19 protein-coding genes are annotated in these 22,070 nt (G+C 61.4%); 3 read left to right on the forward strand and 16 right to left on the reverse strand.

Annotated elements, in window-relative coordinates; all coding sequences use genetic code 11:
- Positions 1-79: 79 nt before the first annotated feature.
- From BMZ24_RS13350 to BMZ24_RS13380, 7 genes are all read right to left on the reverse strand, one after another.
- On the reverse strand, positions 80-433 hold the full coding sequence (locus BMZ24_RS13350; protein ID WP_092193110.1) for a hypothetical protein: 354 nt from the start codon (positions 431-433) through the stop codon (positions 80-82).
- A complete protein-coding gene (locus BMZ24_RS13355) occupies positions 430-942 on the reverse strand; it encodes a hypothetical protein (RefSeq protein WP_011367827.1) in 513 nt (170 codons plus the stop codon). The genes BMZ24_RS13350 and BMZ24_RS13355 overlap by 4 nt, the downstream gene beginning before the upstream one ends.
- Positions 939-5,513 carry a minor capsid protein gene (locus BMZ24_RS13360; RefSeq protein ID WP_092193112.1) on the reverse strand — a complete coding sequence of 1,525 codons (4,575 nt, stop codon included), beginning with the start codon at positions 5,511-5,513 and terminating at the stop codon, positions 939-941. Before BMZ24_RS13360 ends, BMZ24_RS13355 begins: the two co-directional genes overlap by 4 nt.
- Positions 5,513-7,021, reverse strand: coding sequence for a phage portal protein family protein (locus BMZ24_RS13365; RefSeq protein ID WP_092193114.1), 1,509 nt, complete (start codon positions 7,019-7,021; stop codon positions 5,513-5,515). Before BMZ24_RS13365 ends, BMZ24_RS13360 begins: the two co-directional genes overlap by 1 nt.
- Before the next feature lie 114 nt (positions 7,022-7,135).
- Complete coding sequence (locus tag BMZ24_RS13370) at positions 7,136-8,659, reverse strand: terminase large subunit domain-containing protein (protein ID WP_045668316.1); 1,524 nt, start codon at positions 8,657-8,659, stop codon at positions 7,136-7,138.
- A complete protein-coding gene (locus tag BMZ24_RS13375) occupies positions 8,659-8,937 on the reverse strand; it encodes a hypothetical protein (RefSeq protein ID WP_011366961.1) in 279 nt (92 codons plus the stop codon). The genes BMZ24_RS13370 and BMZ24_RS13375 overlap by 1 nt, the downstream gene beginning before the upstream one ends.
- Entirely contained in the window at positions 8,934-9,206 is a 273-nt protein-coding gene (locus BMZ24_RS13380) for a hypothetical protein (protein ID WP_092193116.1), read from the reverse strand. Before BMZ24_RS13380 ends, BMZ24_RS13375 begins: the two co-directional genes overlap by 4 nt.
- Before the next feature lie 140 nt (positions 9,207-9,346).
- Between BMZ24_RS13380 and BMZ24_RS13385 the strand changes: the two genes are divergently transcribed.
- From BMZ24_RS13385 to BMZ24_RS13395, 3 genes are read left to right on the forward strand one after another with little or no spacing between them, the layout of a single operon-like run.
- Complete coding sequence (locus BMZ24_RS13385) at positions 9,347-9,541, forward strand: hypothetical protein (RefSeq protein WP_092193118.1); 195 nt, start codon at positions 9,347-9,349, stop codon at positions 9,539-9,541.
- A gap of 33 nt (positions 9,542-9,574) precedes the next feature.
- Positions 9,575-9,949, forward strand: a complete 375-nt coding sequence (locus BMZ24_RS13390; protein ID WP_092193120.1) for a hypothetical protein — start codon at positions 9,575-9,577, stop codon at positions 9,947-9,949.
- Positions 9,930-10,844, forward strand: a complete 915-nt coding sequence (locus BMZ24_RS13395) for a tyrosine-type recombinase/integrase (RefSeq protein WP_092193122.1) — start codon at positions 9,930-9,932, stop codon at positions 10,842-10,844. The genes BMZ24_RS13390 and BMZ24_RS13395 overlap by 20 nt, the downstream gene beginning before the upstream one ends.
- 600 nt (positions 10,845-11,444) lie before the next feature.
- Here the strand turns inward: BMZ24_RS13395 and BMZ24_RS13400 are convergent.
- The 9 genes from BMZ24_RS13400 to BMZ24_RS13440 form a co-directional block, all read right to left on the reverse strand.
- Positions 11,445-11,945, reverse strand: coding sequence for a hypothetical protein (locus BMZ24_RS13400; RefSeq protein WP_028588684.1), 501 nt, complete (start codon positions 11,943-11,945; stop codon positions 11,445-11,447).
- A gap of 91 nt (positions 11,946-12,036) precedes the next feature.
- On the reverse strand, positions 12,037-12,315 hold the full coding sequence (locus BMZ24_RS13405) for a hypothetical protein (protein ID WP_011367837.1): 279 nt from the start codon (positions 12,313-12,315) through the stop codon (positions 12,037-12,039).
- A gap of 3 nt (positions 12,316-12,318) precedes the next feature.
- The gene (locus BMZ24_RS13410) at positions 12,319-13,089 is read right to left on the reverse strand and encodes a hypothetical protein (RefSeq protein WP_028588685.1); all 771 of its coding nucleotides are present in this window, start codon (positions 13,087-13,089) and stop codon (positions 12,319-12,321) included.
- A gap of 490 nt (positions 13,090-13,579) precedes the next feature.
- On the reverse strand, positions 13,580-14,176 hold the full coding sequence (locus BMZ24_RS13415) for an RloB family protein (protein WP_011367839.1): 597 nt from the start codon (positions 14,174-14,176) through the stop codon (positions 13,580-13,582).
- Positions 14,176-15,522, reverse strand: a complete 1,347-nt coding sequence (locus tag BMZ24_RS13420; RefSeq protein WP_011367840.1) for an AAA family ATPase — start codon at positions 15,520-15,522, stop codon at positions 14,176-14,178. Before BMZ24_RS13420 ends, BMZ24_RS13415 begins: the two co-directional genes overlap by 1 nt.
- A 92-nt stretch (positions 15,523-15,614) precedes the next feature.
- The gene (locus BMZ24_RS13425) at positions 15,615-18,926 is read right to left on the reverse strand and encodes a CHC2 zinc finger domain-containing protein (RefSeq protein WP_092193124.1); all 3,312 of its coding nucleotides are present in this window, start codon (positions 18,924-18,926) and stop codon (positions 15,615-15,617) included.
- Entirely contained in the window at positions 18,923-21,151 is a 2,229-nt protein-coding gene (gene recD2, locus BMZ24_RS13430; protein ID WP_011367842.1) for an SF1B family DNA helicase RecD2, read from the reverse strand. Before recD2 ends, BMZ24_RS13425 begins: the two co-directional genes overlap by 4 nt.
- The gene (locus tag BMZ24_RS13435) at positions 21,103-21,585 is read right to left on the reverse strand and encodes an ERCC4 domain-containing protein (protein ID WP_027182212.1); all 483 of its coding nucleotides are present in this window, start codon (positions 21,583-21,585) and stop codon (positions 21,103-21,105) included. The genes recD2 and BMZ24_RS13435 overlap by 49 nt, the downstream gene beginning before the upstream one ends.
- Entirely contained in the window at positions 21,585-22,058 is a 474-nt protein-coding gene (locus BMZ24_RS13440) for a DUF669 domain-containing protein (protein WP_028588686.1), read from the reverse strand. The genes BMZ24_RS13435 and BMZ24_RS13440 overlap by 1 nt, the downstream gene beginning before the upstream one ends.
- Positions 22,059-22,070: the final 12 nt, after the last annotated feature.

Consider the following 22,070-nt stretch of genomic DNA (forward strand, 5'->3'; position numbering starts at 1 on the left):
GCTCTCCGCGACCTGCGGGGAGCGTTCAGCGGTTACTTACCGGAAGCGTCGGCGATGTGTCGGAGGGTGACGGTGGATTTCAGCGGGCGGGATTCAGCCGGGCCAGAACGGCCTTGCCGCAGGCGTCGAGGGAGGGGTATTCGCCGGTCTCGGTGATCTCGGAAAAGACCCCGTCGTAGGGAGAGCGGGACAGCCGGTGGTATTCGAGAAAATCCGCCGGAAGCGAGGTGGCCCCGACCTCGACCAGACGGTTGACCACCCAGGCAGCCTCATCCTTGCGGTCGGCAAGCCCGTTCGGTCCCCGGTCGAGGTAGTACATCTCCACATCCAGACCGGGACCCGGCCCCTGAACCCAGACGCCCACGGGCAAGTATTCCGGGACGGTGGCTTGCCGGTCGGCCATTATCGAGTCGATCATATAGCGCAGTTTCATGACCAGTCCTCCGCGATCAGGAGATGTTCGGCCAGAAGCTGGTCGTCGATCCGGCGGAATCTCTCGGCGTTCTTCTTCCTGTAGGAGATCCAGCGTTGCCAATCCGCCGCGAGTTCGGGCTCCGAGACCGGCTCGATCATTTCGACATGGTGAATGCGGCCCAGGTCGTCGGTCAGCTCGACAATCAGCCACCCTTCGGCCTTCTTACCGTCATGTTCGGCTGTCAGGGTGTCTTCGACCCGGACATCCACCACCTTGACGGTGTGGGCGTGCTGGAAGCCCTCGTCGTAACCGAGCGCTTTCCACAACAGCCAGAAATCGGTGCGCAGATGGTTGCCAGCAGCGTCGAAATGGGGTGCGATCCGGGTGACGGTGAAGCTGTCCACCAGGGTGTCCAGAAAGAGATCCCCGGATTCTCTGACCGTCATGCGGCTGCCCCGGCTGTTGAACCAGTGCAGCGATTCCTGCAGCCGCCGTTTCTCCTGTTCGGTAAAGTCCTTCATGGTCATTGTTTGCGTTTGCTCCAGCTTTGCGAGGTATGGACGATGTCCTCCACCTTGCGCCCGTCGGGCAGTTTCTTGATGCCACGCCGGGTGAAACTCTGGATGATCTCCCGGCGTTCGTTGTCGCTTCTGGCCACGATGAACTCGATGTTGTCCAGCAGCGTCACCGAGTATTTGAAGATGGTCTCGTTGCCATGGCGTTGCGAGAACCGCTTCCAGTCGTCGATGCTGGCTCCCCGGTTGCGCTGCACGTAGTCGTCGATCACCTTGCCGTAGGCGTCATGGTCATAGCTGATGGCGTCCATGCGCCGCAGCATCTGTTTCTTGAAGTAGAGGGCCGGTGAGGCGTCGCTGGCCGGTTGCTTCTTGATTCGGGTGAAGAAATAGCTCGCGCCGCCGGTCTGCATGTCGGCCACCGGGGACATTCCGCCCGGAGCCACGCCCATGCGCATCTTCTCGACCGTGCTGACCATGGCTCCGTTGTTCTCCATGATCAAGTCGATGAAGCCGGACATGCTCTCGCCGTTGGTCAGATCGTGGACCAGCGAATAGCCCTTCATCTGTTTTTCCAGGTCCTCCTCGGTGATGTCGAACCGGAACTGGTGCCGGTATCCGCCCTTGGCGTCGCGGTCCAGAAAGCCCGCCTGGTATTCGCCCAGCGGGTTGTATCCGGAAAGCTGGGTGATGTCCTGGACGCCCAGTTCTTTTTGCCAATAGCCGCGCAGAGCCTGGACCCGCTCGGTGGTGGTGGCGTTGCGGTCATCGAGGGATTTCTGCAGTCGTTTGTAGTCGGCGCTCTTGTCGGTCTTGCGGATGTAGGCGAGCTTTTCTAGGTACATCTGCTCCGCGTTTTCCGCCGTGGCCACCCGGGTATCGATCCCAAGCTGTTCGAGCTTTTCCAGCATCGCCTCGACCCGTCCGGGGGTAGCGTCGCCGTCCAGAATCATTTCCAACTCGCCGCGCTGAGCGTAGAGGTTGGTGTCCGACCAGGGGCGATAGCGGACCCGGGTGCCGTCCTCGAAGGTGACGGTGTACTGTTGGCCGTCCTGCATACGGGAGTTGTGATTGAACAGCGTCCGGTTGTCGATGTCGTCGGCCTCGACGGTAATGGTGCCGGAACCGATCCTGCGCTTGGTGTGGGTCACCATGCCGCGTTCCACCTTGAACGGCGGTTTCTCCTTGGGTTTCTGCGCGTCGAGCTTGGGCAGGTACTGCTCGAAAACGCCGTTGGTGGCCCGGTCCCAGTCGACGGACTCTTCGATCTCCTTGACCCATTTCAGATAATGGTCCGCCATCTCCTTGACCTTGGGGTCGGCGCTCTTTTGCAGGGTCTCCAGTTTCTTGCGCAGGCGCAGGGCCTTGTCGATCTTGGTCCGGTTGTACTTGCCGTCGCCCACGTGGAAATTGACGTTTTTGACGGCGTCCAGAATCGTCGGAAAGAAGCTGTCTTCGACCAGCGGTTGTCCCTTTTCCCCGGCCGCCGTCTGCACATACCTGCGCAGCACCTCGTCGATGCGGCGGTCGGTGTCCGGCCGGATCTTCATCTTCACCACGGTGCGCTTCTTCCCCTTGAAGCTCTCGGTGAAGATCAGCGCGTTCTGGTCCTCCACGTCGCCGCTGTCGAAGGGCAGCGTCTTGCCTTGCCAGCCGAGTTTGCGGGCCTCCTCGACCAGGGTCTCTTCGGCGGAGGAGAGCAGCTTTTTCTTGCCGGTGGCGGTACTCAGCTTGTCGAAACGAAAGCCCCGATCCCCCAGCACATCGGCGTAATAGCCTTCGAAGTCTCGCCGGAGATTGTGTTTCCGCTCCAAGGCCAGATCATAGAAATGCCGCATCCCGGCCGGGTCATTGGCGAACCGTCCCTCGGCGTAGGGCCGTAGCAGATCGAGGTAATCCTCGTCGGCGATCTTTTCGACTTCCTGTATGTAGCGCAGGGTCGCGTTGGGATCGACCCGTACCTTCCCTTCCTTGGCCGCCCGGAAGACCTTGTTGTAAAACGGCTCTTCCTCGCCGCAGACGCCGTTGGGGTGATAGTCGAGCGTGAGCTTGTCCTGGCCCAGAAACTTGAAGGCCTGGCCTTTGTCGATGCCGTAGACGCGACCGTCCCGGGCGCGGATGAATTGCTTGGAGTGTCCGTCGTGGTTGGCGATCAGCCAGTCGACCACATGCTCGCGCTGGATCTGCTCCAGTTCGATGGTGGTCAGATCCTGTGGCAGGATGTTGCGAAAATCGAAGTCATCCCGCAGATCGGTACGCCATTTCTGGATGGAGCCGGTGCGGCCGTTCAACTGGATGGTGCGCACCTCGATGGAATGGGGGTCGATGAGGCGGCCGATCTTGTAGGCTGCTTCCTCTCCGAAGGCGATGAACTCATCGTCCTTGCGGCCAATGGGCTTGAACAGCCATTTGTCACCGTTTTCGTCGGTCCAGAACTCCTTTTCGTGTGCGCCGCCGACAGCGGCCTTGCCGGATTTCTTGAACTTCGAAGGCAGACCCTTCTGCTGCCACGCGGTATCGACGGTGGCGAACTCCGCGCCTTTCTTGCCGATCTTGGGCTCGGGCGGCTTGACCGGACTCGGTTGTGGAGCTGGTTTCGGCGTGGCAGGCTTGGCCGGTGCGGTTTTCTTCTTGCCGCCATGTTTTTCGGCCCAGGCTGCGTGCTTGGTGTCGATGCTGGCCTGAACCGCTTTGATTTTCGCGGGATCGGTCTCGGTGAAGAGCGTGGTCAGCTCGTCTTTGTTGGCCCACTGCCAATACTGAACCTTGGTCTCCTTGGCGAGCGTCTTGAGCTCCGTCGATTTCAGCTTGCCGACCTGGTCCTGGAAGAGCTGTTTCTTGAGGGCGATTTCCTTGCTGTGGGCCGCCAGCAGATCCTGGGGTAGATCGGTGCCGCCGGAAACCGCCTGTTCCGCCTTGGCAATCGCGTCGAGGAAATCCTTGTAGCCGGTCGGCGTGTCGGGAACGACCACGGCCTTGGCGGCGTCTTCGAGAGCCGTTTTCTGTTTCAGGATCAGCTTTTGTTTGGCCTCGTCGACCGCCTTTTTCTTGACCGACTCGGCCATGTCGGCACCGGCCTTCTTCTGCAGCGCCTCAACGAGCTGCTGCTTGTTCTTGAGGATGCCGATGCCGTGCTTCTGTTTGGCCGCCGATAGTTCCTTGCCCATCAGGCCGCTGTGATCCACGCCGGGTTCCAGCTTGTCCAGTAGCTCGATGGTCTCCTGTTTGGTCATGTTGAGGGAGATGCCGTTCTCCTTCGCCATCTCCTTGAGCTGCTGGGCGGTCATGCCTTCCAGCCCCTCGGCGGGCGGGATCTTCGCCATCTGGGCGGCGAGCAGCTTGGCCTGTTTGAGTTCCGCCTGCTTCAGCCCCAGCAGCTCGACCAGTTCTTCCTTGGTCCGCAGCAGACCGATCTTGTGTTCCTTGAGCTTGGCGCTGAGCGCCGCTCCGGCCAGGTCACCGTGATCGATCCCCGGTTCGGCCAGATCGAGCAGTTTGATGAAATCGGCCTTAGTCCGGGCAATGGCCACGCCGTTCTGTTTCGCCAGGGTCTGGAGCTGTTTGACCGTCAGCGAACCGAGGTCGGCGATGTCGCCGGTTTCAAAGGCGCTCTTGAGCTTGGCGTTCTCCTTGGCCTGGGCGTCGGCCATGCCTTCCAGCACATGGGGCGGGAGAATGCAGGCGTCCCCCTGCGATGCTTGGGCTGCGGCCTTGGCGGCCATCTCGCTACCGCAGACGGTCATCGGCCAGGCCACGATGTTGGTACAGCGGCAGTGCGGATGCGCGGGTTGCTGGGGGAACTTGTCGATGGGAAAGGTCTTGCCGTCCAGGCCGCCGCAGACCGGGCACATGCGCTCATCCTCCATGGCCAGCCATTCCAGTTTCTGGATGCCGACCCGCTCGTGGAATTTGAGCCTGCCCATGTTGTGGGCGCGGAGGACCTCGGTGCGGGCGATCATCTCCATGCGGTACTGCGCCTTGCTGAACACCCGGCTTCCGGCCTGGCGAAAGGAGTCCTTGTCGATGATCACCTTGCCCATGTCCCGGACGATGTCGTCGGCTCCCTTGCCCGTGGCGACGCCGTTCAGGATGGTGCGCTTGATGCCGTCTGCGAGTTCGCGGTGAACGTCACCGGCGAGTGTGAGGTTGTACTGCGCCATGAAGTCGAGAGCATTGGTGTCGACGATGGTGAACACCTTGGTGGCCAGCTTGTCGATGCCTTCGGGTTTGAGGTCGGCGTAGAACGGCAGCGCCGCGTCGGCGAGTTCGCCGATTCCCTGCTGGATGCCGAGCTTGAAGGAGTCCTTGGTTGTCTTGCGAAAGACCAGGGTCTGCTCCCGCTTGAGCCGTTTCATGGTGTCGTCGAGTTCGAGCTGGAGCTTTTCCAGCCCTTTGAGGGCGGCGAGCTTGTTGTCCGGCAGGGAGCCGAGGGAGCGGTACTGGAGGATGGCGCGGGCGACCTCGTCTTCGGCCTGTTTGAGCGCCTGGGTGAGCTGGGCCGTGACCTGGTCGTTGTAGCGGTTGCGGGCCGTCAGACTCTTCAGTGTGGCCGCTTGGATGCGCTGCTTGAGGTCCGACGGCATCAGCGGGGCTCCCGGCGGTCGATGAAACGACAGGCCGGGGCGTCGAAGGTGCGCTCGCTGTTGTGGACCCGGCAGTGGTTGGTGTCAGCAATGAAGTGGCTGCACTCGTCGCACACGGCAGCAATGCCGGTGGACTCCAGGTCGCCCGACCAGACTAATGCCGCCTCCGCCGTGGGTTCATCGTCCTCGGCCGGAATCCCGAGCATCTTCCGAGCACGAGGCACGCTGAGGATGCCGGAGACGACCATATCCACCACCGGCTTCACCTGTTTCTCGTCCATCAGGTCGATCTGTTTGCGTTCGGTCTCGCGGTTGGCGGCCTCAATGTCCGGGTCCAGGTCCATCTTGAGCTGGAGGCTGGAGCGGCTGATGAGTTTGCGGTCGTAGAGTTCGATGAGGAGCTTCTTGAAATCGACCGCGTCGCTGGGGTCGAGGTCGTTGAAGATGAACTGGATGCTCTTGTCGCCGTGGCCGTTCAGCTCCATCCAGTCGTCGAACACCCAGTCGAGGAGCTTGCGTGCGGCCTGTTTGATCTCGCGGATCATGACCATCATCTTCTGCATGCTCACCGAGGCGGTGGCGAAATTCGGTCCGTCGCCGGTCACCAGCGAGCGTGACAGCCCCAGGGCCACCACGATGTCTTCCTTCACCTCCTTGACCTTGTCCTCGACGTTGAGGACCTGGCCGTCGGTGCCGTGAGTTTCGACATTGACGTAAAACGGGACCACCAGGCCGCTTTTCATGTCCATCTTGTTGACCATGTCGCGGACCTGTTCGAGCATCCGCTGATCCGGCATCACCATCTTCTGGCCGAATGCGCCGCCCACCTTGAGCAGGCGAAACGGTGTGGCCCAGCGCTTGGCGATGGCCTGTTCGGCCCGGCGGTAGTCGCGCAGCAGTTCGATGGCTTGAAAAGCGGGAAGCACGAGGGAGTTGCCCCGGGGCGAGAAGGCCGGTGCGTCCCATTTGAGGTGGACCACCTGCTCGACGGGCAGTGGAATGGATTCCCCGCCGCCGGGTGTGTCCTCGGGAAATTGCCGGGCCTCGATCAGTTCACCCTGGGCGTATTTGACCTTGACCGAAACCGGGTTGACGCAGACCAGCTCCTCGATGTCCTGGCCGGACTTGGTGAAGCGCTTGAAGCCGATGGCGTCGCCTTTCACCAGGAGCTGAAGAACCATGTCCTTGATGAACTGCGAGATGTTCAGCCGCCAGGCGGCTTCCAGGGCCTGCTCCTTGAGGTTCTCGTCGTCGCTGGTGATCTTGATCTCGTCGCCCACGGCGAAGGTGCGCCAGGAGTTGACGCAGTTCTTCACCAGCGGCTCCTCGACATAGTATTCCCATGCCTTGCGGGCGCGTTCTTCCCAGGTGGCAGGAATCGCCTCGGCGGCGTTGACCTTGCTGAAGGCTGCCGAGTCGAGCGCGGCCGCAGCGGCCAGCGGCGCGATGACAAAGCCGGTGGTGTCCAGGCTTTCGGGTTGTTCGTCCTGATGGGCGGTGCTTTCCACGTGATCCTCTCGGTAGTTTCGGCCATGACAGCCGCACATCCGGCCCGTGTGGGCCGAATCCGGCTCGATGCCTGTTACTTACCGGAGCGGGGTGGAAAGCGTCGGAGGATGCGGTCAGATGAAGACCGGATTGGTGAGCACCGGCTTGAGCGAGACCACCTCTTCACCGACCGGGTCGAGGTTGCCTTCCTCCCGGATCAGCATGGCGCAGCGCACCGCGTCGATGATGTGGTCGTTGCCCTTGGAATAGATGATCTTGCCGTCCCGCAGGGTGTAGGTGTGGGTGGTGAACTGGTCTTCCACCTCCAGATCGTCCGAGGGGAAAATGAGCTGCTTGCGCTGCAGGGCTCCGTTGATGAGGCTGGTCATCAGCTCCTTGGTCCGCTTCTTGATTTCCTTGCCGTCGCGGACCGCCAGCCGGGTCATGCCGCCGAAGTCGTATCCTTTGAGCCTGCCTTCCAGCTCCAGCCCCTTGTACTTGTCCAGGGTGAGCAGCTCCTGGACCACGGCCAGGCCGTTGCCGCCGTTGTCCACGCCGATGCCCGCCGGGGTGTAGTAACGCTCCAGCAGCGCGATGATCTGGGCGATGTGCGGATAGGAAACGTGTTCGAGATGAACGCGCAGGATCATCTTCAGCAGCGTCCGCTCGCCGATCTCCAACTCCTGGAATACGACAATCTCGGTGGGATCGTTGGTGTAGCCCAGGTCGCCGCCGACCCAGAACTGACCGCTGCGGGGCGTGAGGTTGAGCAGCATCTCCAGCCGGTCGTGGGCCGCTTCCTCGGTGTCGCAGTCGCGCATCTCGGAATCGGTGATGACGATCTTCTGGTACTCCAGCAGATCCTGCCGACAGAGGTTGAACTGCTCGACATTGAAGGCCCCATAGGATGGCTTACCGTGTTCACCGGCCACCTCGTGCTGCCAACCGGAGCTGTCACGGCCGCCGTAGAACTCCAGCAATTCGGCCTCGCGATCCTCGGTCCACAGGGGATTGAGCCAAGACGGCCAGCGGAACACATGGAACTGATCCGATGAGGTGAGCCGGTAATAGGTGGTGTCGCGCAGGCCGTTGGGCGTTGAGTAGATGCGTAGCGTCCCCCCGGCCTTGAGGCACTGGCGCAGCGCCTTCCAGGCCCGTTCGGTCAGCCAGGCTCCTTCATCGACCCAGACGCGGCCCACGTGCAAGGACCGGAAGGCGTCGCCATAGGCCCCGGCCGGGCGGAAATAGAGCACCGAACCGTTGGTGAACTCCAGCCGGAAGTAGGGTTTGCGGTGGATCTTGGGCTTGCCGTACTTGGTCAGGGCAATGCTGTTCATCAGATCCGGGTTGGTGTCGAGCTGGAACTCGATCTCTTCGATGATGGTATCGAGGTGCCCCTGGTGCGGAGCCGCGATGAGGCCCTGGCCGCCCCGGGTGGTAAAGGCGTAATGGAGCGCGTCGGTCGAGAGCACGATGGACTTGCCCACGTCCCGGCCGTCGAGGTGGATGATGTTCTTGGCCGGGCAGCGCAGGTCCTCCACCTGATGCGGCCAATAGTCGCGGCCTGATCCATCCCGGTTGTAGAGGTAGGCTTGCCCCCACAACACGGGATCGCTCAGGGTCGCCGCAAGTTTGCGCTCCTTGTCGGTTACCGCCATCAGTGCATTCCCGTCCTCAAGGCGCTGCCGAGGATGGTGCCCACCAGTTCCGTCAGGATCTGCTGCACGGCCAGGGTGTTCTTCCGGTCGTGGACAGCCTCCTGAATGTCGATAATGGCCTGGTCCAACTCCGCCCAGGCCCGGTATTGCTGCTGGGCCGCTTCCAGACGGCCGAGGGCGTTCTCGATCCGTCCCGCCGCCAGCTCGGTGCCGATTTCAACCAGGGCCTCACCGGCCTGGCGGACGGCATCGCTGTTTTCCTGAAGGATCTCTTTCATTGGCCTGCCTCCTGGTTCGATCCGTTGGCCCACTGGTCAAGGGCTTCTACGGCGGTCTGCAGGCGCAGGCCGACACCGGTCAGGCGCTCGGCGTCCGGGTGGCCGACCTCGCGCAGCGCCTTGTTGGCCTCGGTCACGTACTCGGGCGTGTGGCGGTTGACGGTGGCCACCGCCGACTGGATTTGGGCCGGTGGCCGGTAGGTGGCGCAGCCGGTCATGATCCCGGCCAGGGCCAGTGGGATGGTCCATTCGAGGGTCTTCTTCAACATGTTGATCTCCTTTGGGTTATGGGTTTGGGGCACATGCAGAAAGATCTCTGCAAACACTTGATTTCCAACGAAATAGAAGCGTCATTGGATGTGACGCGGGATGGTCCCGCATCCACGAAAACCGGAACCGGAGGCAGGTCATGACCTACGACAGAAACCGCCAGCAGGCACTCAAGGCGTACCGAGAAAAGCAGGAGAACATCACCCGGTTGATCGAGGGCATTCGCGGCAAGCTCGAAGCGGACGCGAAGCAGACGGACATCACTTGGGCGAGCGTCGGCTCCCTCGGCCACGTCGAGGAACTGCTGCGGGAGCTGGACGACTTCCTGTCCTGAACACACCGGGCCACCAACAAAGGAGACATCGACATGACTGAATGCACAGTGCATCAAGCCGCCGAGGCTTTCATCGGCCACCTGCGGGAATCCGGAAAGAAAGAGCGGACTCTCTACACCTACCGGAAGGACCTTGATGTGGTGGAGGCCTTCTTCGGCGCGGATCGCCAGCTCGTCGAGATCCGGCTTCCCCAGGTCGGCAAGTTCTACAAGTCCGACCTGCTGCTCAAACTCCCCGACGGCAAGGAGCGAGCCGAACGCACCGTCGCCAAGACCGTCCGGGTGTTCCGCATGATGATGGTCTGGGCCAGGGAGTCGGGGCGCATCGAGGAGCTGCCTCTGCCCAAGAGCACACCCATGGGCCACAGCCGGGTGAAGGAGTCCAGCGATGAGCAACCGAACGGCTGACCTCGATCTGACGGGCGCGACAGAGGCGTTCTGTGCCCGCCTGTCGGCCGAAGGACGCTCCCCGGCGACCATAGCCGCATACCGCCGGGACCTCGCCCTGGTGGCCCGCGTGGCCGGGGAGCTGGCCCCGGGTATCGTCTGCCGGGCGGTCACGGCCGGGCTCCTCGACAAGGTGTTCTCCGCCGGGCCAGTTACCGAGAGTGAGCGAGGCCCACGCTCGGCGGCGTCGCTCCATCGGATGAAGGCGGCAGTGCGGGCCTTTTTCGCCTGGGCCTCCGAGGCTGGCGTGGTCGATGACAATCCGGCCCGGTCCATCCGCATGCAGCGACTGCCGAGAAAGCTGCCGGTGTTCCTGACCGCCGCTGAAAAGAAACGACTGCTCAAGGAACTCAAGGGACGGACCGATTTCTCCGCGCTGCGCGACCGCGCCATGATCGAGGTGCTGCTGGGCACCGGGATCAGGCTTGGCGAGCTGGCCGCGCTCGACATGGATGACATCGACCTCGACGCCAAGCATCTGCGGGTGCGGGCCAAGGGGAATGTGCCGCAGGTCAAGTTCATCAAGACCGACCTCCGCACATTGCTGCGCCGTTACCTGGCCGAGCGCCGTCGACACGGCCGCCCGGAAATGGAAGCCTTGTTCCTTTCGAACCGGGACGGCAGGCTCTGCCAGCGGCAGATTGCCAACCGGCTCGCTCACTGGCTGCGGAAAGCCGGGATCGAAAAGGAACTGACGCCGCACGGGCTGCGGCATACCTTCGCCACCCACCTCTACGGCGCGACCAACGACCTACTCGTGGTGCAGCGGGCCTTGGGGCATCGGGACGTGTCCACCACCCAGATCTACACCCACCTCGTGGACGGCCAGCTCGAGGAAGCCCTCGAACGCCTCTGATCCTTCCGGACCCGACGATGGGAGCGGCCTCGGCTGCTCCTGTTTTCGTTGGGCGAGACAGTGTCGAAGACAGTGAATGACAGTGCCCGCAAAAGAACACATCCGCCGATGATGATTGATCATGACGATGGTTCTCAGTCTCCCAGGCGGAGCGGGAAATATCGATTGACCGGAATTTCTCCTTCGCTGTCTGTCGGCCGCACATCGCTATAACTGCTTGGCTTGTGCGCTCCGGGCGCGGAACACACATGGCAATATCTGCTTGGCATGTGCGAGGGCCGCTGCCGAAGGAATGGCTGTGTGCGGGGCTTGGCCGGTTCTGCCTGGGGCACGATATGCCAATATTTACTTGGGTTGTGTGAGAGAGCTCCGGCGTGAACATGCCGATATCTACTTGGCTTATGCGGCTCGGCTTATGCGCACACATGCCAAGCGGATATCGAGAGCTGCAGGAGGAGGTCGAGGAGTGGAAATGGTGATCGACGGCCGGAAAATGCCGATTCCGAAAGTGCAAGGAACACGTCTTATCCGCAATTCCTGGTGAAGCAGTCTGCCGTAAGTCGCCGTGCGTCGGGGTCATCGGAAAAGCCCTCCATGGTGTTATCCGCAATTCTTTCCGCGTTTTTTACGGCTGGAGGTCTTACCGGCCGGAGCAGCGGCGGCCTCGGCCACCTTCTCGAGCAGCGCCGCAGCCCATTCTGCTGGAGAGGTCTGGGGACCATGCGGCTCCTCACCCTCGCGGGCGATCTTGGTGGTCTTGAGATCCTTCATATGGCAGCGGATCATGCGGTCGAGGCTCTCGGCCGCTTGGGTGTTCCCTTCGATCTGGGCACGGACCAGCTTGACGGAGTAGACGCCCACCAGTTCGACCTGAAGGAAGTCACTGGACTTGTTGAACACGAAGTCCTGGTTGAGGCGCTCGATGATCACGTCGAACATGACCTTTTCTTCCGGGGTCAGACAGCGGTCGGCAAAGATGCCGTGGCGCAGGCGGTTCTGGTTGCCTTCAGGCGCACCAGGGCCGCGCCGGGGCGGTTCTGTCTTGCCCTCGTTGCGGTGCCAGCGGTCCATTGTCTCTTTGTCAGGTTTGCTCAAAGTCACATCGATTTCCTGCCAATGTTTGTTCTTTTATGCCGGGATGCCGAGCGGGAGACCGATTTAGCCTCCAAACGCGCTCCCGCCGGTTCAGGGGTTACTTACCGGAAGCGGCGGCCAACTGTCGGTCCCGGTCCTGTTTTCGTTCGGCGGCGATGATCTGGTTGACCCGGCGAGTGGTCACTCCAGCGAGGTTGGAGATCTCCTGGCTGCTGATCCCCTGCAGATGAAGGGCAAGCACCAGGTCGCGGCGCTCCTGGTAAAAGCGGCTCGGTGCCGGGACCCAGAGAATCCCGGTGTAGTGCTTCTGGATCTGCTCGAAGAGTTCCTCGGGCAGGACATCCTTGGCGTTGGCGTAGCGTTTCTTTTTCTTCACGGCTCAATCCTCCACTTTCTTCATCCACGGCTGCGGCACGTCCGGGTTGTAGAACCGCAGCGTGCTGGGACGCCCGGACTTCGGCCCGTGGACAATTTCGATAAAACGCTCGGTGACCTCGCCAATCTCCTGATCGCCATCGACGAAACAGACCAGACCGTAGTCCTCGCCGCAGGGAAACCGGAATCGGCCCTGGTTCTGATAGAGGCGTGCCTCGGACCAGCCCTTGGCCATGGCCTCCTCACGGATGGCGTCGACCTTGGCGACAGCCTGGGAAGTCACCGGCTGCTTACATTTCCAAGCTTGGTTCCCGGGATAAATCCAGTCCTTTCTTGGAACTTCGACGGGTTTCTTCTGGGACTCGGGACGAAACGCGGGTGGCCGGTAGTTCTTCGGGGAAAAGGAGTGCAGGACCTCCTGCAGGCTATCCTTGCCGAACTCCCGGATGGCCAGCTCCTGCAGGGCGTTGAATCGCTGCCGCAGCGTATTCCAGGCATCCTCGGGGAGCTTTCCGGCCTTGTGAGCGGCTTGGGCTGTGACCATGCGGGAACGTAGCCAGGCAAAGTATTCAGGCGACAGGCGGCGACACAGCGTACCGTCGATCTCCTTGTCTTCAGGCCAGTCGCGAGCGTCCTCGATCTCGTGGACCTCGAGCCCGGTGGAGACATAGATTGCGGGCTGCGGTGGTTGCGGTGGTAATGATGGGGTTTCACATCCTGCCGAGGCGTCCTGCCCACCGGCGGTGTGCTTGATCATGGTTTTCAGAAGGCTCATGGTTTCAGGCTCCAGAAATACGGGTTAATCGCTTTTCCCGTTACTTACCGGAGCTGCCCTGAAACCGTCGGTGACCATCTGCTGCGGTGGATACGTGCGGTGGCTGCGGTGGTTATGCGGTGAAAGGTTTTCTCGTCCCACCGCAGGGTATGGTTCTTTGTTTGTTATTTGTTTTTAGATAGTTATGAAGAAAGAGAAGATAGAGTGCGGTGGTTGCGGTGGTATTTGGGGAATGTCTCTCACGCTGGGCCGGAATTTGCCTGGCGTGGGATGTCGGGTTGGTAGGTAGAAAAAATATTTCAACCCATAGGGGGTGAGACCTCTGGATTTACCACCGCAACCACCGCAAAGGCCATGAAAGCCTTGTCTGGCAAGGGTTTGGCGTGCGGTGGTCATCCACCGCAAGGGACAACGGTGATCACCGCACCACCGCAACAGAAAAGGACGCCCGAGAGCGTCCTGGATGATTGGGGATCGAATTGGTTGAGGTTCAGACCTGGAGAATGTTTTCGACCAGCTTGTAAACCGTGGTGCCGCCAAGGGCTCGTGGCCAGTCGGCACAGGGAGGATTGTCGCGCAGCCTGGCGCGGCGGATGGCCTCATCGATTCGGTCGCGGGTGATCTTGCGTGCGTCGATCCCCTTGTCGTAACCGGGAAGATGCCGCTTCAGCCGGTCGCTGCAATCCCGTGACGATGCGATGCCGGTGCCGTCCTCGAAATGAAGCAGCAACCAGTATTCGAACTTGGGGTTGCTGAGGGCGAAGCCGTAATTGTCGCGTGCCTGAGCCCAGGCATGAAGCTGGTCCAACTGTTCGTCGGTCCACTGATCCTTGTCCACCACGAGCCAGGCTTCGTCGGAGGATCTCAGTTCCTCCTGCCGGAGATGGTCCTCCATCCGCTTCAGTACCTGCGGAGGAGAACTATCATGACTGCCTTTGAGGCAGTTCACCCGGATCACCGACTGTTGGTCATTGAAGATGGCGAAATACTGCGGCTCGGTCTTCACGCCTTCCACCGCGATCACGAACAGTTTGCGGTAGCGACGCTCGCCGAGGGGTCTCTGGAATCTGCGTCTCTTCGGTGGCATCAGTCATCCCCCTCACTTTCCTCGGTGAGGCAGGGATTGGTCAAAGCGCCTCCCAAGAGAATCCGGGGAATTCCACCCAGTCGCCCCTGCAGGTAGCTCTTGCGGATGTCCTTGTCGTATCGGACATCCTTGTACTCGCTGAAGGAGAGCAGGTTCGAAGCTCCGGTGGCATCTCTTTCGGCTACCCACATCTCGTCACGGCGCAGGAGTTGCTGATCCATGAGCAGCACGTCATGGGTGGTCAACAGCAACTGCGTTCTGGTTTCCGTGGAGCAATTGGTGAGGTACGCTTCGAGCAATCTGCGTGTCAGCAGCGTGTGCAGGCTACGGTCGACCTCGTCGATCACGTAGACCTTCTTCGAGACCTGGGCCGACAGCTCAAGAAACGCGGGCAGTAGATCGATCACCCGCTGTGAGCCGTCCGACTCCTGACGGATCTCGAACTTGGCTTCCGTGCCGTCCGCCTTCGGATGATAGGTCACCAGCTTCTTGGCGATCAGTTCACCACCTTTGCGGGTCACCACAAATCGCTCGTTGATCGGCTCGGTCAGCAGACGAACGGTCATGCCTTCCTTGACGTCTTCCTGCAGCTTGGTCTTCAGTGGCTCGGGCAGCGGAATGTTCTCGAAAGGGATCTCCTCGCCACCCAGGTGCGCGATGCCGGTGTCGAGCTGCGGCAGCATCTCGTTCATGGTCGAGTAGAGCGGATGCCCCTCGTCGAGGAACTGCTCGAAAGGTTCGAAGCGAGAATCGGGCGCGACCAGCTCGAGTGTGTCCTTGAACCAGTCGTAGACCGGCCGGAAATTGTCGACCTTCTGGGAAACCGAGTTGGTCAGAAAGAGTTGGTTGTCCCGGGTCCCTTTGAAGGCGAACTGGAGGAACTGGTCCTTGGCCAGGGAATCATCGAAGTTGGGCTTTCCGTCCCGACGGTGGTAGAGCACCTTTTCACTGGTGCTCGTAATGGCCACCAGCTTCTCTTCCAGAACCGCCTTGCGGGTCACCGCGAAGCTGAACTCGTAAATGATCTCGTCGATCAGCAACTCGAAGCCAAACCGTGACGGCTGATCGGCCACCTTGGCGTCCAGCCGGAACGGCTCGACAGGAATCAGGCTGTCGGGCTGGGTTCCTTTGACGACCAGCGCCTTGGCGAAACTCAGGGCCTTGAAAAAGTTGGTCTTGCCCGACGCGTTGCCACCATAAATTGCCGCAACCGGAAGAACTCTCGTCTGGTACTTGCCGAGCTTGGGAACCCTGTCTCCATGCTGGCGCTCCCTGCTGGCGACCATCGAAAATGTGACCTGGTTGCGGAAGGACATCCAGTTTTCGAGTGAGAAACTGACTATCATCTTACCGCCTCCTAAAGTGAAATATTCGCTTTATCATGCCTTAATATAGGCATGGGCGGGCGTAAAGTCAATCTAAAAGAGAAAATATCTCTTTAAACACCCTTGCTACTGATCCGGTACTCGAAGTTCTTGGTGTGGGCGTTGCGCTGCCGGTCGATGTCGAACCCGGCGTCCCGGATGACGTCCAGGTCGTTGCTGATGCGCCGACCGAGCTGGGCGGGCTTCTTGTATTCGAACTCGAGGTTGAATTCCCGGCCGACCCTGCGCAGAGCCGCGAGCAGCCTTCCCGCAGACACCGGTTCCATGGTGTTCTCGTTCTCGAACCTCACCTGGTAGCGTTCGATGAACCCCACCACATGGTTTGCCCGGTCGTCCTCGCCGTAGCGGGCCTTCTCGTCCAGCTCCACCGCGTTCCGATAAGCGTGGAAGAGCGACGCCAGCGCCGTGGCGATGGGGTTCGACTCCCGGGCCATCTCCTGGCTGGTGTCGTTGATGGAATGTATCTGCTCGATGAACAGCGGGCTCAGATCCTCAAGTCCGGTAGTCACCTCGTGATCCTCGGACCCGGCCAGCATCATCAGGTACATCAGGCTCAGATAGTCGTTGCAACGGCGCTTGCCATGGGTCGGCATGGTTCGGTGCAGCAGGCGCATGACCTGTTTCTGGGCTCCGTCCCGGATCATCGCCAGCACATGGCTGGTCCGCTTCATGATGGCCGAGATGATCAGATCCCGGTTCTGCTGGATGGCCGAGATGACCTCCGATTCCAGAAAGCAGTCGCTGGCCTGGTTGGCGAGGTCGAAGTTGATGACGAAGGACCTCGACAGGATCTCCGAAAGTTCCCCGCACAGCGGCTCGATGCCGGTGGTGTTCAGCAGGCATTTGGTCCGCTCGGTGATGGTCTCGCTGTCGGTGCCGCTCTTGCGTTTCTCCTTGGCGATGCCGGTGATGCTGGTCAGCATGAAGGTGGTCAGATCCTCGGTCATCTGCTTGACCTCGATGTTGTCGAGGACGATGAGTGGGTTCTGCGAGCCATCGGTGTAGTTCGCCGCGTCGGTGGCCTTCTTGTGCTGGGGCTCGCCGTAAAGCAATGTCGACGTGATCTTGCTGGCGGTAGTCTTGCCCGATCCGGCCGAGCCCTCGAAGCGGGTCATGGGCCGCGTCCCGGCGAAATCGATCAGCAGGAAGCAGGAGAGCCAGGAAAGGATGAGAAAGCGATCCCCCTGCGGACAGGTCATGTTGCCCACCAGCAGATCGACCAGGAGCCGGTCCGCCTCTTCGAGGTCGGCGTCGGGCAGGAATTTCAGCGGCTTCATCTTCCGCGAGCCGTCCAGGATGATGCCGTCCTCGTTGCCGCCGTTCTTCATGATCCGGATCTCGTCCGGGGTGATCTTGGCGATCTCGTGCTCCGGGTTGTTCAGATTGAAATAGACGGTGTAGGAGGCCACATCGGTGTGCAGCCAGGAGAAATGGTCGCGCACCTGGCCACGGATCATGGCCAGGCTGGGCAGCACCTCGAAAAATGTCCGTCCGCCGCCCGTGGTCGGCACCATACCCGTGTGCTTGTAGAGCATGGCCGCGTAATGGCGCTTGCGGCCCCGGTCCGGTGAATCCATCCAGTAGATGGCGTTGTCGAAATACATGAACGGCTCGCCCTGCAGGGTGTGAAAGAACTGGGCACCGTTGGCGTTGAACCAGTCGTAGGCAGCCTCGGCGGCCAGGGTGTAGTCGGGAGCACCGTTCTCCAGTTCCGTGTCGATCAGCACCTCGTCGACCCGGGCGCGGCACGATCCGGGCATCGCGCCGGACATCCGCTTGGCCTTCTTCTTTTCGTTGCGGAACTCGACTTTACGGTCCTTCTGGATGGCGCGGATCTGCTCTTTGAGGGTGGCCATCGAAACACCACCGCCGATGCGCTCCTGCACCAGCTTCAGCAGACGGGCCTGTTCCAGCGGAGACTGCTCGGAAATCTCCCCCAGGATAGGTTCGAGCAGGCGGTTGCGTTCCTCTTCTTCAGCGCCCTCGGGCAGCGAGCGCACGCCGAACTCGATGGGCGTGCTGGCTTCGGCGAGCAGGCGTTCGAAATCCTCCCGGGTATGCCCGGCGGCAATGTAATCGTTGACGTCGATCTTGGCGGTGGCGAGAAGCGCCTCGGCCGCCTGGATTTCCTCGGCGGGCCGTCCCGCCAGCAGCTTGGCCAGCTCCTTCGGCCCCACGCTCGCCGTCAGGCTGAACCGTTCGGTCAGCTCCTGCCGGGCCGAGATCTGTGTTTCCGACAAAGGCAGCGTCACCAGGCGGGTGTCGATCTTGTGTTCGGCCAGGGTACGAGCGGTTTGCAGCGCCCCTTTGAGACCGGCCTGGGAGAGTTCGTTGTCCTGGCAGATGTAGACGGTTTCGACGCCGCGCAGTTTGGGGATCAGGCGCTCCCAATCGGCGGCCCGGATGCGGACGGTGACCGGCGATACGGTGGGCAGGCCCAGTTGCATCAGCGCCAGGCAATCGGTCACCCCCTCGGTGATGATCACCTTGCCGGGCCTCGCCAGCAGGCAGTCCTCGTTGAACAGCAGCGCGTTGTTGATGAAGTCGGCGACGTAAGGCCGCTGGTGCTCGTCGTGAACCGGCAGTTTCTTGTATTTCCCTTGCTCCCAGCCCACGTCCGGGGTCCACGGCGTCTTGCGGCCGATCATGAACACCACCCGGCCACGGCTCCAGTAGGGAAAGACGATCCGGCGCTCGAAAAATGGCGTCAGGCCGTCCTGGCTGGTGGGACGGAAAGCGCCGGTGGCGGCGAGCTCCCGTTTGGAGAAACCGTCCTCACCCCCGGTCAGTTGGGCGACCGCGCCGGACGCGTTGTCCGCGTAGCCGATCAGGAGATCGTCGATGGTCTCCTCGCTCAGGGCGTATTTGGATTTCAGCCAGTCGAGGACCTCCGGCGACTCTTTGAGTCTGGCGTGGTAAAGCCTGGCCAGCGAGGTCAGCGCGTCCTTGACCCGCAGTTCGAAGGCGCGGTCGGCCTCCGTCTGGGCGAGACGCTCCTGGCTGAGGCCATAGCGCGACAGCGGCGGCAAGCCCGCCTTCTTGGCGAGATAGTCCCGGGCCTGACGGTGGCTGTCCGGCATCGGACCGGATTGCCCGGCGGTGACCGAGCCCGTCTGAATGAACTCCACGAGTTGCAGCACGTCACCGCCGACTCCGCAGCCGAAGCAGTACCAGCCCTGCTTGTCGAGCATCACGTGCAGCGCCAGGCGCGACTGGCTCTGATGGTTGGGGCAGTCGCACATCAAACGCTGACCGGTTTCCTGGGTGATCCGTCCCGGCAGGAGTTCCCGGGCCACGTCACCGATGTCCATCTCGGTGACGAGCCGGTAATACTCCCTGACGTTATCCGTTCCGCCCATGCTCATTCGGCCTCCGCGACACGGGCGGAATCGGCATCCGCGTGCTGGGCGGCGTCCAGAAACAGGGGCAGGAAGGTCCGGCGGTCATCCACCTGGCAACGCTTGGCGCAGTTCTGGATGCCCCAATGGTCGCCCAGGACAATGGCGGTGCGCCGGGCGCGGGTCACCCCGGTGTAGAGCAGGTTGCGGTGATGCATGAAGGAATGCGCCTTGTGGATCACCACGACGGCGCAGGGGAACTCGGAACCCTGGGTTTTGTGGATGGTGAGCGCATAGGCGAGCTGCAGATCCTGCAGGTCGGGCGAACCCTTCTCCAGCTCCACCGGCATGCCGTCGAAGTCGATGACCAGGGTGCCGTTCGCGAGGACATCGACCACATAGCCGATGGCCCCGTTCATCACGTTCAGATCGTAGTTGTTCCGGGTCTGGATGACCTTGTCGTGCTTGAGAAACGGGGCGCGGCGGCCCATGGCGACCGGCGGCACCTCGGTGTTCCAGAGCTTGCGCTGGATGAGCCGCTGCAGTTCCTCGTTCAGTTCCTTGGTGCCGAGCGGTCCCTTGTGGGTCGGCGTCAGCACCTGCACGTCCTTGATGATGTCGAATCCCAGGGTGTCGAGCCGCTCCTGAAACAGCTCCAGCAGGAACGAGCGTGCAGCCATCGGATCGGTGAACTGATCTACCAGGTACCAATCCCGGCATCCGGATACCGACGCCTCGCTGGTCTTGCGCACCTCGCCCTTAAGAACGGCGGTGCAGTTCTCCTTGAGGACGCCAGCCTGGCGCACGACCTTGTCGAGGATGACCGTGGGGATGGCGCGTGTCTGGATCAGATCGCGCAGTATGTTTCCGGGTCCCACCGGCGGAAGCTGGTTGTGGTCCCCGACCAGCAGCACCGTGGTCCGCGACAAATCGACCGCCTCGAACAGGTGCCAGGCCAGCGGCACGTCGACCATCGAAAACTCGTCGACCACCAAGACGTCGGCATCGATGGGATTCTCCTTGCTGCGCGAGAAACCCTTGCCGTCATAGCCGAGCAGACGGTGAATGGTGGTGCCGCTGCGACCGCTGACTTCCTCCAGGCGCTTGGCGGCCTTGCCGGTCGGCGCGGCGAGCACGACCTCCAGGTCGCTCTCCTCGCAGATGGTGTTGATGACCGAAATGGTGTAGCTCTTGCCCGAACCGGCTCCACCCGAAATCAGGCTGATGCTGTGCTGGAGGGCCGAGCGGACCGCGTCGAGCTGCTTCTCGTTCAGCGTTGATGCGCAGCGCCGAATCAGGGCATCGAGTTTCTTGACGGACTGGAAATGAGGATTCGGTGTTTCGGCCTGGCCGAACAACAAGGCCAGCTCCCGCTCCATGCGGACGATCTCCGGCAGAGCGACCACGAAACGTCCGCCGTGGGAATCGCAGGCAAGCGCCTGTTCTTCGATGAGCGCGTCGAGGGCGCTCTCGATGCGGACCCGGCTGTCCAGGGCATCCATGACCAGCAGCAGATTGGCCTGGTCCACCAGATCCTCGTATTCGATCCAGCAGTGACCATTGTCCAGGGCTTCACGGACGCAGAAATTCAACCCAGCGCGGATACGAGGGGTGTGGTCCTTGGGGGTGCCAAGCTTGCGGGCGATCTTATCGACCTTCTTGAAGCCGAATCCCCGGATCTCCCGAATGAGGATGTACGGGTCTTCCTTCAGAATATCGAGGCAGTTGCCGCCGAGTCTTTCGACCAGAGTGGTGACCTGATGATGGGTCAGTCCGAATGCCGACAACCAGGCCATGACGGCGTTGACGCTGCGGTTCTTCAACCATTCGTCACGCAGCCGCCGGGCAGCATCCAAGGGCAGCCGAGCTTTGAGCGCGATGCGCTCGGGGTCATTCAGAAGGGTTTCTTCAAAGGCGTCGCCGAAACTCTCGACGATCAATCTGGCCTTGGCCGGACCAATGCCCTTGATCTCCGGATGGTTGGCCAGATAGTGGATCAGCCCCTCCGGATCGAGTTCGAGGTCGTGCTCCATCCCGTCGACCTTGAACTGACGGCCGTATTTGGGATGGGTGGCCCACGACCCGAGCAGGACCACAGGCTGATTTTCCCGGGCGAACAAATTGCCCGCGAACTGGACTTCCTCACCGGTCGGGGTGAGCAGTCGGCCTGCGGAGAACTTGGGTCCGGCATAGTAAACGCGCTCTATTCTTCCCCGGAGTCGCGCCGGGTTACTCTCATTTCTTTTTGGCATCTCGCGATCCTCCGGTGAAAACGTGTCAGGTACTCCTCGACAAAACGGCAGGCGGCCTGCCGGTCCGAGCAGAAGTAGACGGGGACACCGAAGTCGACGACGATGGAGGCGACCGTTCCGATCAGCGCGTGCGGGTGGGCATCGCTGCGGTAGCGGCCATCGACCAGATCGCGAAAGTTGCATTCGACAACCACGCAGGCGGATTCGTAGGCTGAGAGCTTTTCCAACTCGCGGTGAAACCGCTTTCGCCCCCGGATGACGGTGGAGACGAAATCCGTCAGGGATTTGCGCTCCACCGCCACCCGTTCCTCGAGGCCGACCAGTGAGTAATCACCGGCGGGCAGCGCCTTGCGAACCGCCGAAATTTTGTCGCTATCGAAGCTGTAGGGCTCCTGTTCGCGGGTGTCGACGACAACGGTGATCCGGTCCATCATCAGAACGGGATCATGTCGTCCATCGCCGCGCCGGGAGCCCCGGTATCGTCGGCCATGACAATGCGACGGTTGAAGTAGATGTTCTCGTTTTCACCGCGAGTGCGCTTGGTCACCTCCAGCTTGATGTTGAGAAGCTGCTCGAGGTGGCCCGGCAGGTCGGAGAGCTTCTGAAGCTGCAGCCCGCAGGTGTAGAGGTCCTGCTTGAGCCACTTGATGTTCTCGTTGCTGGCCATGACGTTGTTGCGCCAGAGCAGACGGCCCTTGTGGGTCGGCGCGAGAATGCGCAGGGTCCACTTGAGCATTGGATTGCCCGAAGTCTGGGCGCGGGTCAGTTCGACCCGGTCGACGTTGACCTGGTATTTACCGTCGGGGACAGCCTCGAACTCGCGTTCCTCGACTTCGGCGGTTTCGAAGGCGTCGTCGAACTGCGCCAGGTCGAGGTTGCTGTTGGACTGGTTTTCGTAGTGTTCCATGGTTGGATCTCC

It is taken from the genome of Desulfomicrobium norvegicum, from assembly GCF_900114595.1.
Lineage (GTDB): Bacteria > Desulfobacterota > Desulfovibrionia > Desulfovibrionales > Desulfomicrobiaceae > Desulfomicrobium > Desulfomicrobium macestii.

Coding starts and splice junctions, on each gene's coding strand:
- BMZ24_RS13350 (WP_092193110.1), bottom strand. CDS start 433: ATGAAACTGCGCTATATGATCGACTCGATAATGGCCGACCGGCAAGCC.
- BMZ24_RS13355 (WP_011367827.1), bottom strand. CDS start 942: ATGACCATGAAGGACTTTACCGAACAGGAGAAACGGCGGCTGCAGGAA.
- BMZ24_RS13360 (WP_092193112.1), bottom strand. CDS start 5,513: ATGCCGTCGGACCTCAAGCAGCGCATCCAAGCGGCCACACTGAAGAGT.
- BMZ24_RS13370 (WP_045668316.1), bottom strand. CDS start 8,659: ATGGCGGTAACCGACAAGGAGCGCAAACTTGCGGCGACCCTGAGCGAT.
- BMZ24_RS13375 (WP_011366961.1), bottom strand. CDS start 8,937: ATGAAAGAGATCCTTCAGGAAAACAGCGATGCCGTCCGCCAGGCCGGT.
- BMZ24_RS13380 (WP_092193116.1), bottom strand. CDS start 9,206: ATGTTGAAGAAGACCCTCGAATGGACCATCCCACTGGCCCTGGCCGGG.
- BMZ24_RS13385 (WP_092193118.1), top strand. CDS start 9,347: ATGACCTACGACAGAAACCGCCAGCAGGCACTCAAGGCGTACCGAGAA.
- BMZ24_RS13390 (WP_092193120.1), top strand. CDS start 9,575: ATGACTGAATGCACAGTGCATCAAGCCGCCGAGGCTTTCATCGGCCAC.
- BMZ24_RS13395 (WP_092193122.1), top strand. CDS start 9,930: ATGAGCAACCGAACGGCTGACCTCGATCTGACGGGCGCGACAGAGGCG.
- BMZ24_RS13410 (WP_028588685.1), bottom strand. CDS start 13,089: ATGAGCCTTCTGAAAACCATGATCAAGCACACCGCCGGTGGGCAGGAC.
- BMZ24_RS13415 (WP_011367839.1), bottom strand. CDS start 14,176: ATGCCACCGAAGAGACGCAGATTCCAGAGACCCCTCGGCGAGCGTCGC.
- BMZ24_RS13420 (WP_011367840.1), bottom strand. CDS start 15,522: ATGATAGTCAGTTTCTCACTCGAAAACTGGATGTCCTTCCGCAACCAG.
- BMZ24_RS13425 (WP_092193124.1), bottom strand. CDS start 18,926: ATGAGCATGGGCGGAACGGATAACGTCAGGGAGTATTACCGGCTCGTC.
- recD2 (WP_011367842.1), bottom strand. CDS start 21,151: ATGCCAAAAAGAAATGAGAGTAACCCGGCGCGACTCCGGGGAAGAATA.
- BMZ24_RS13435 (WP_027182212.1), bottom strand. CDS start 21,585: ATGATGGACCGGATCACCGTTGTCGTCGACACCCGCGAACAGGAGCCC.
- BMZ24_RS13440 (WP_028588686.1), bottom strand. CDS start 22,058: ATGGAACACTACGAAAACCAGTCCAACAGCAACCTCGACCTGGCGCAG.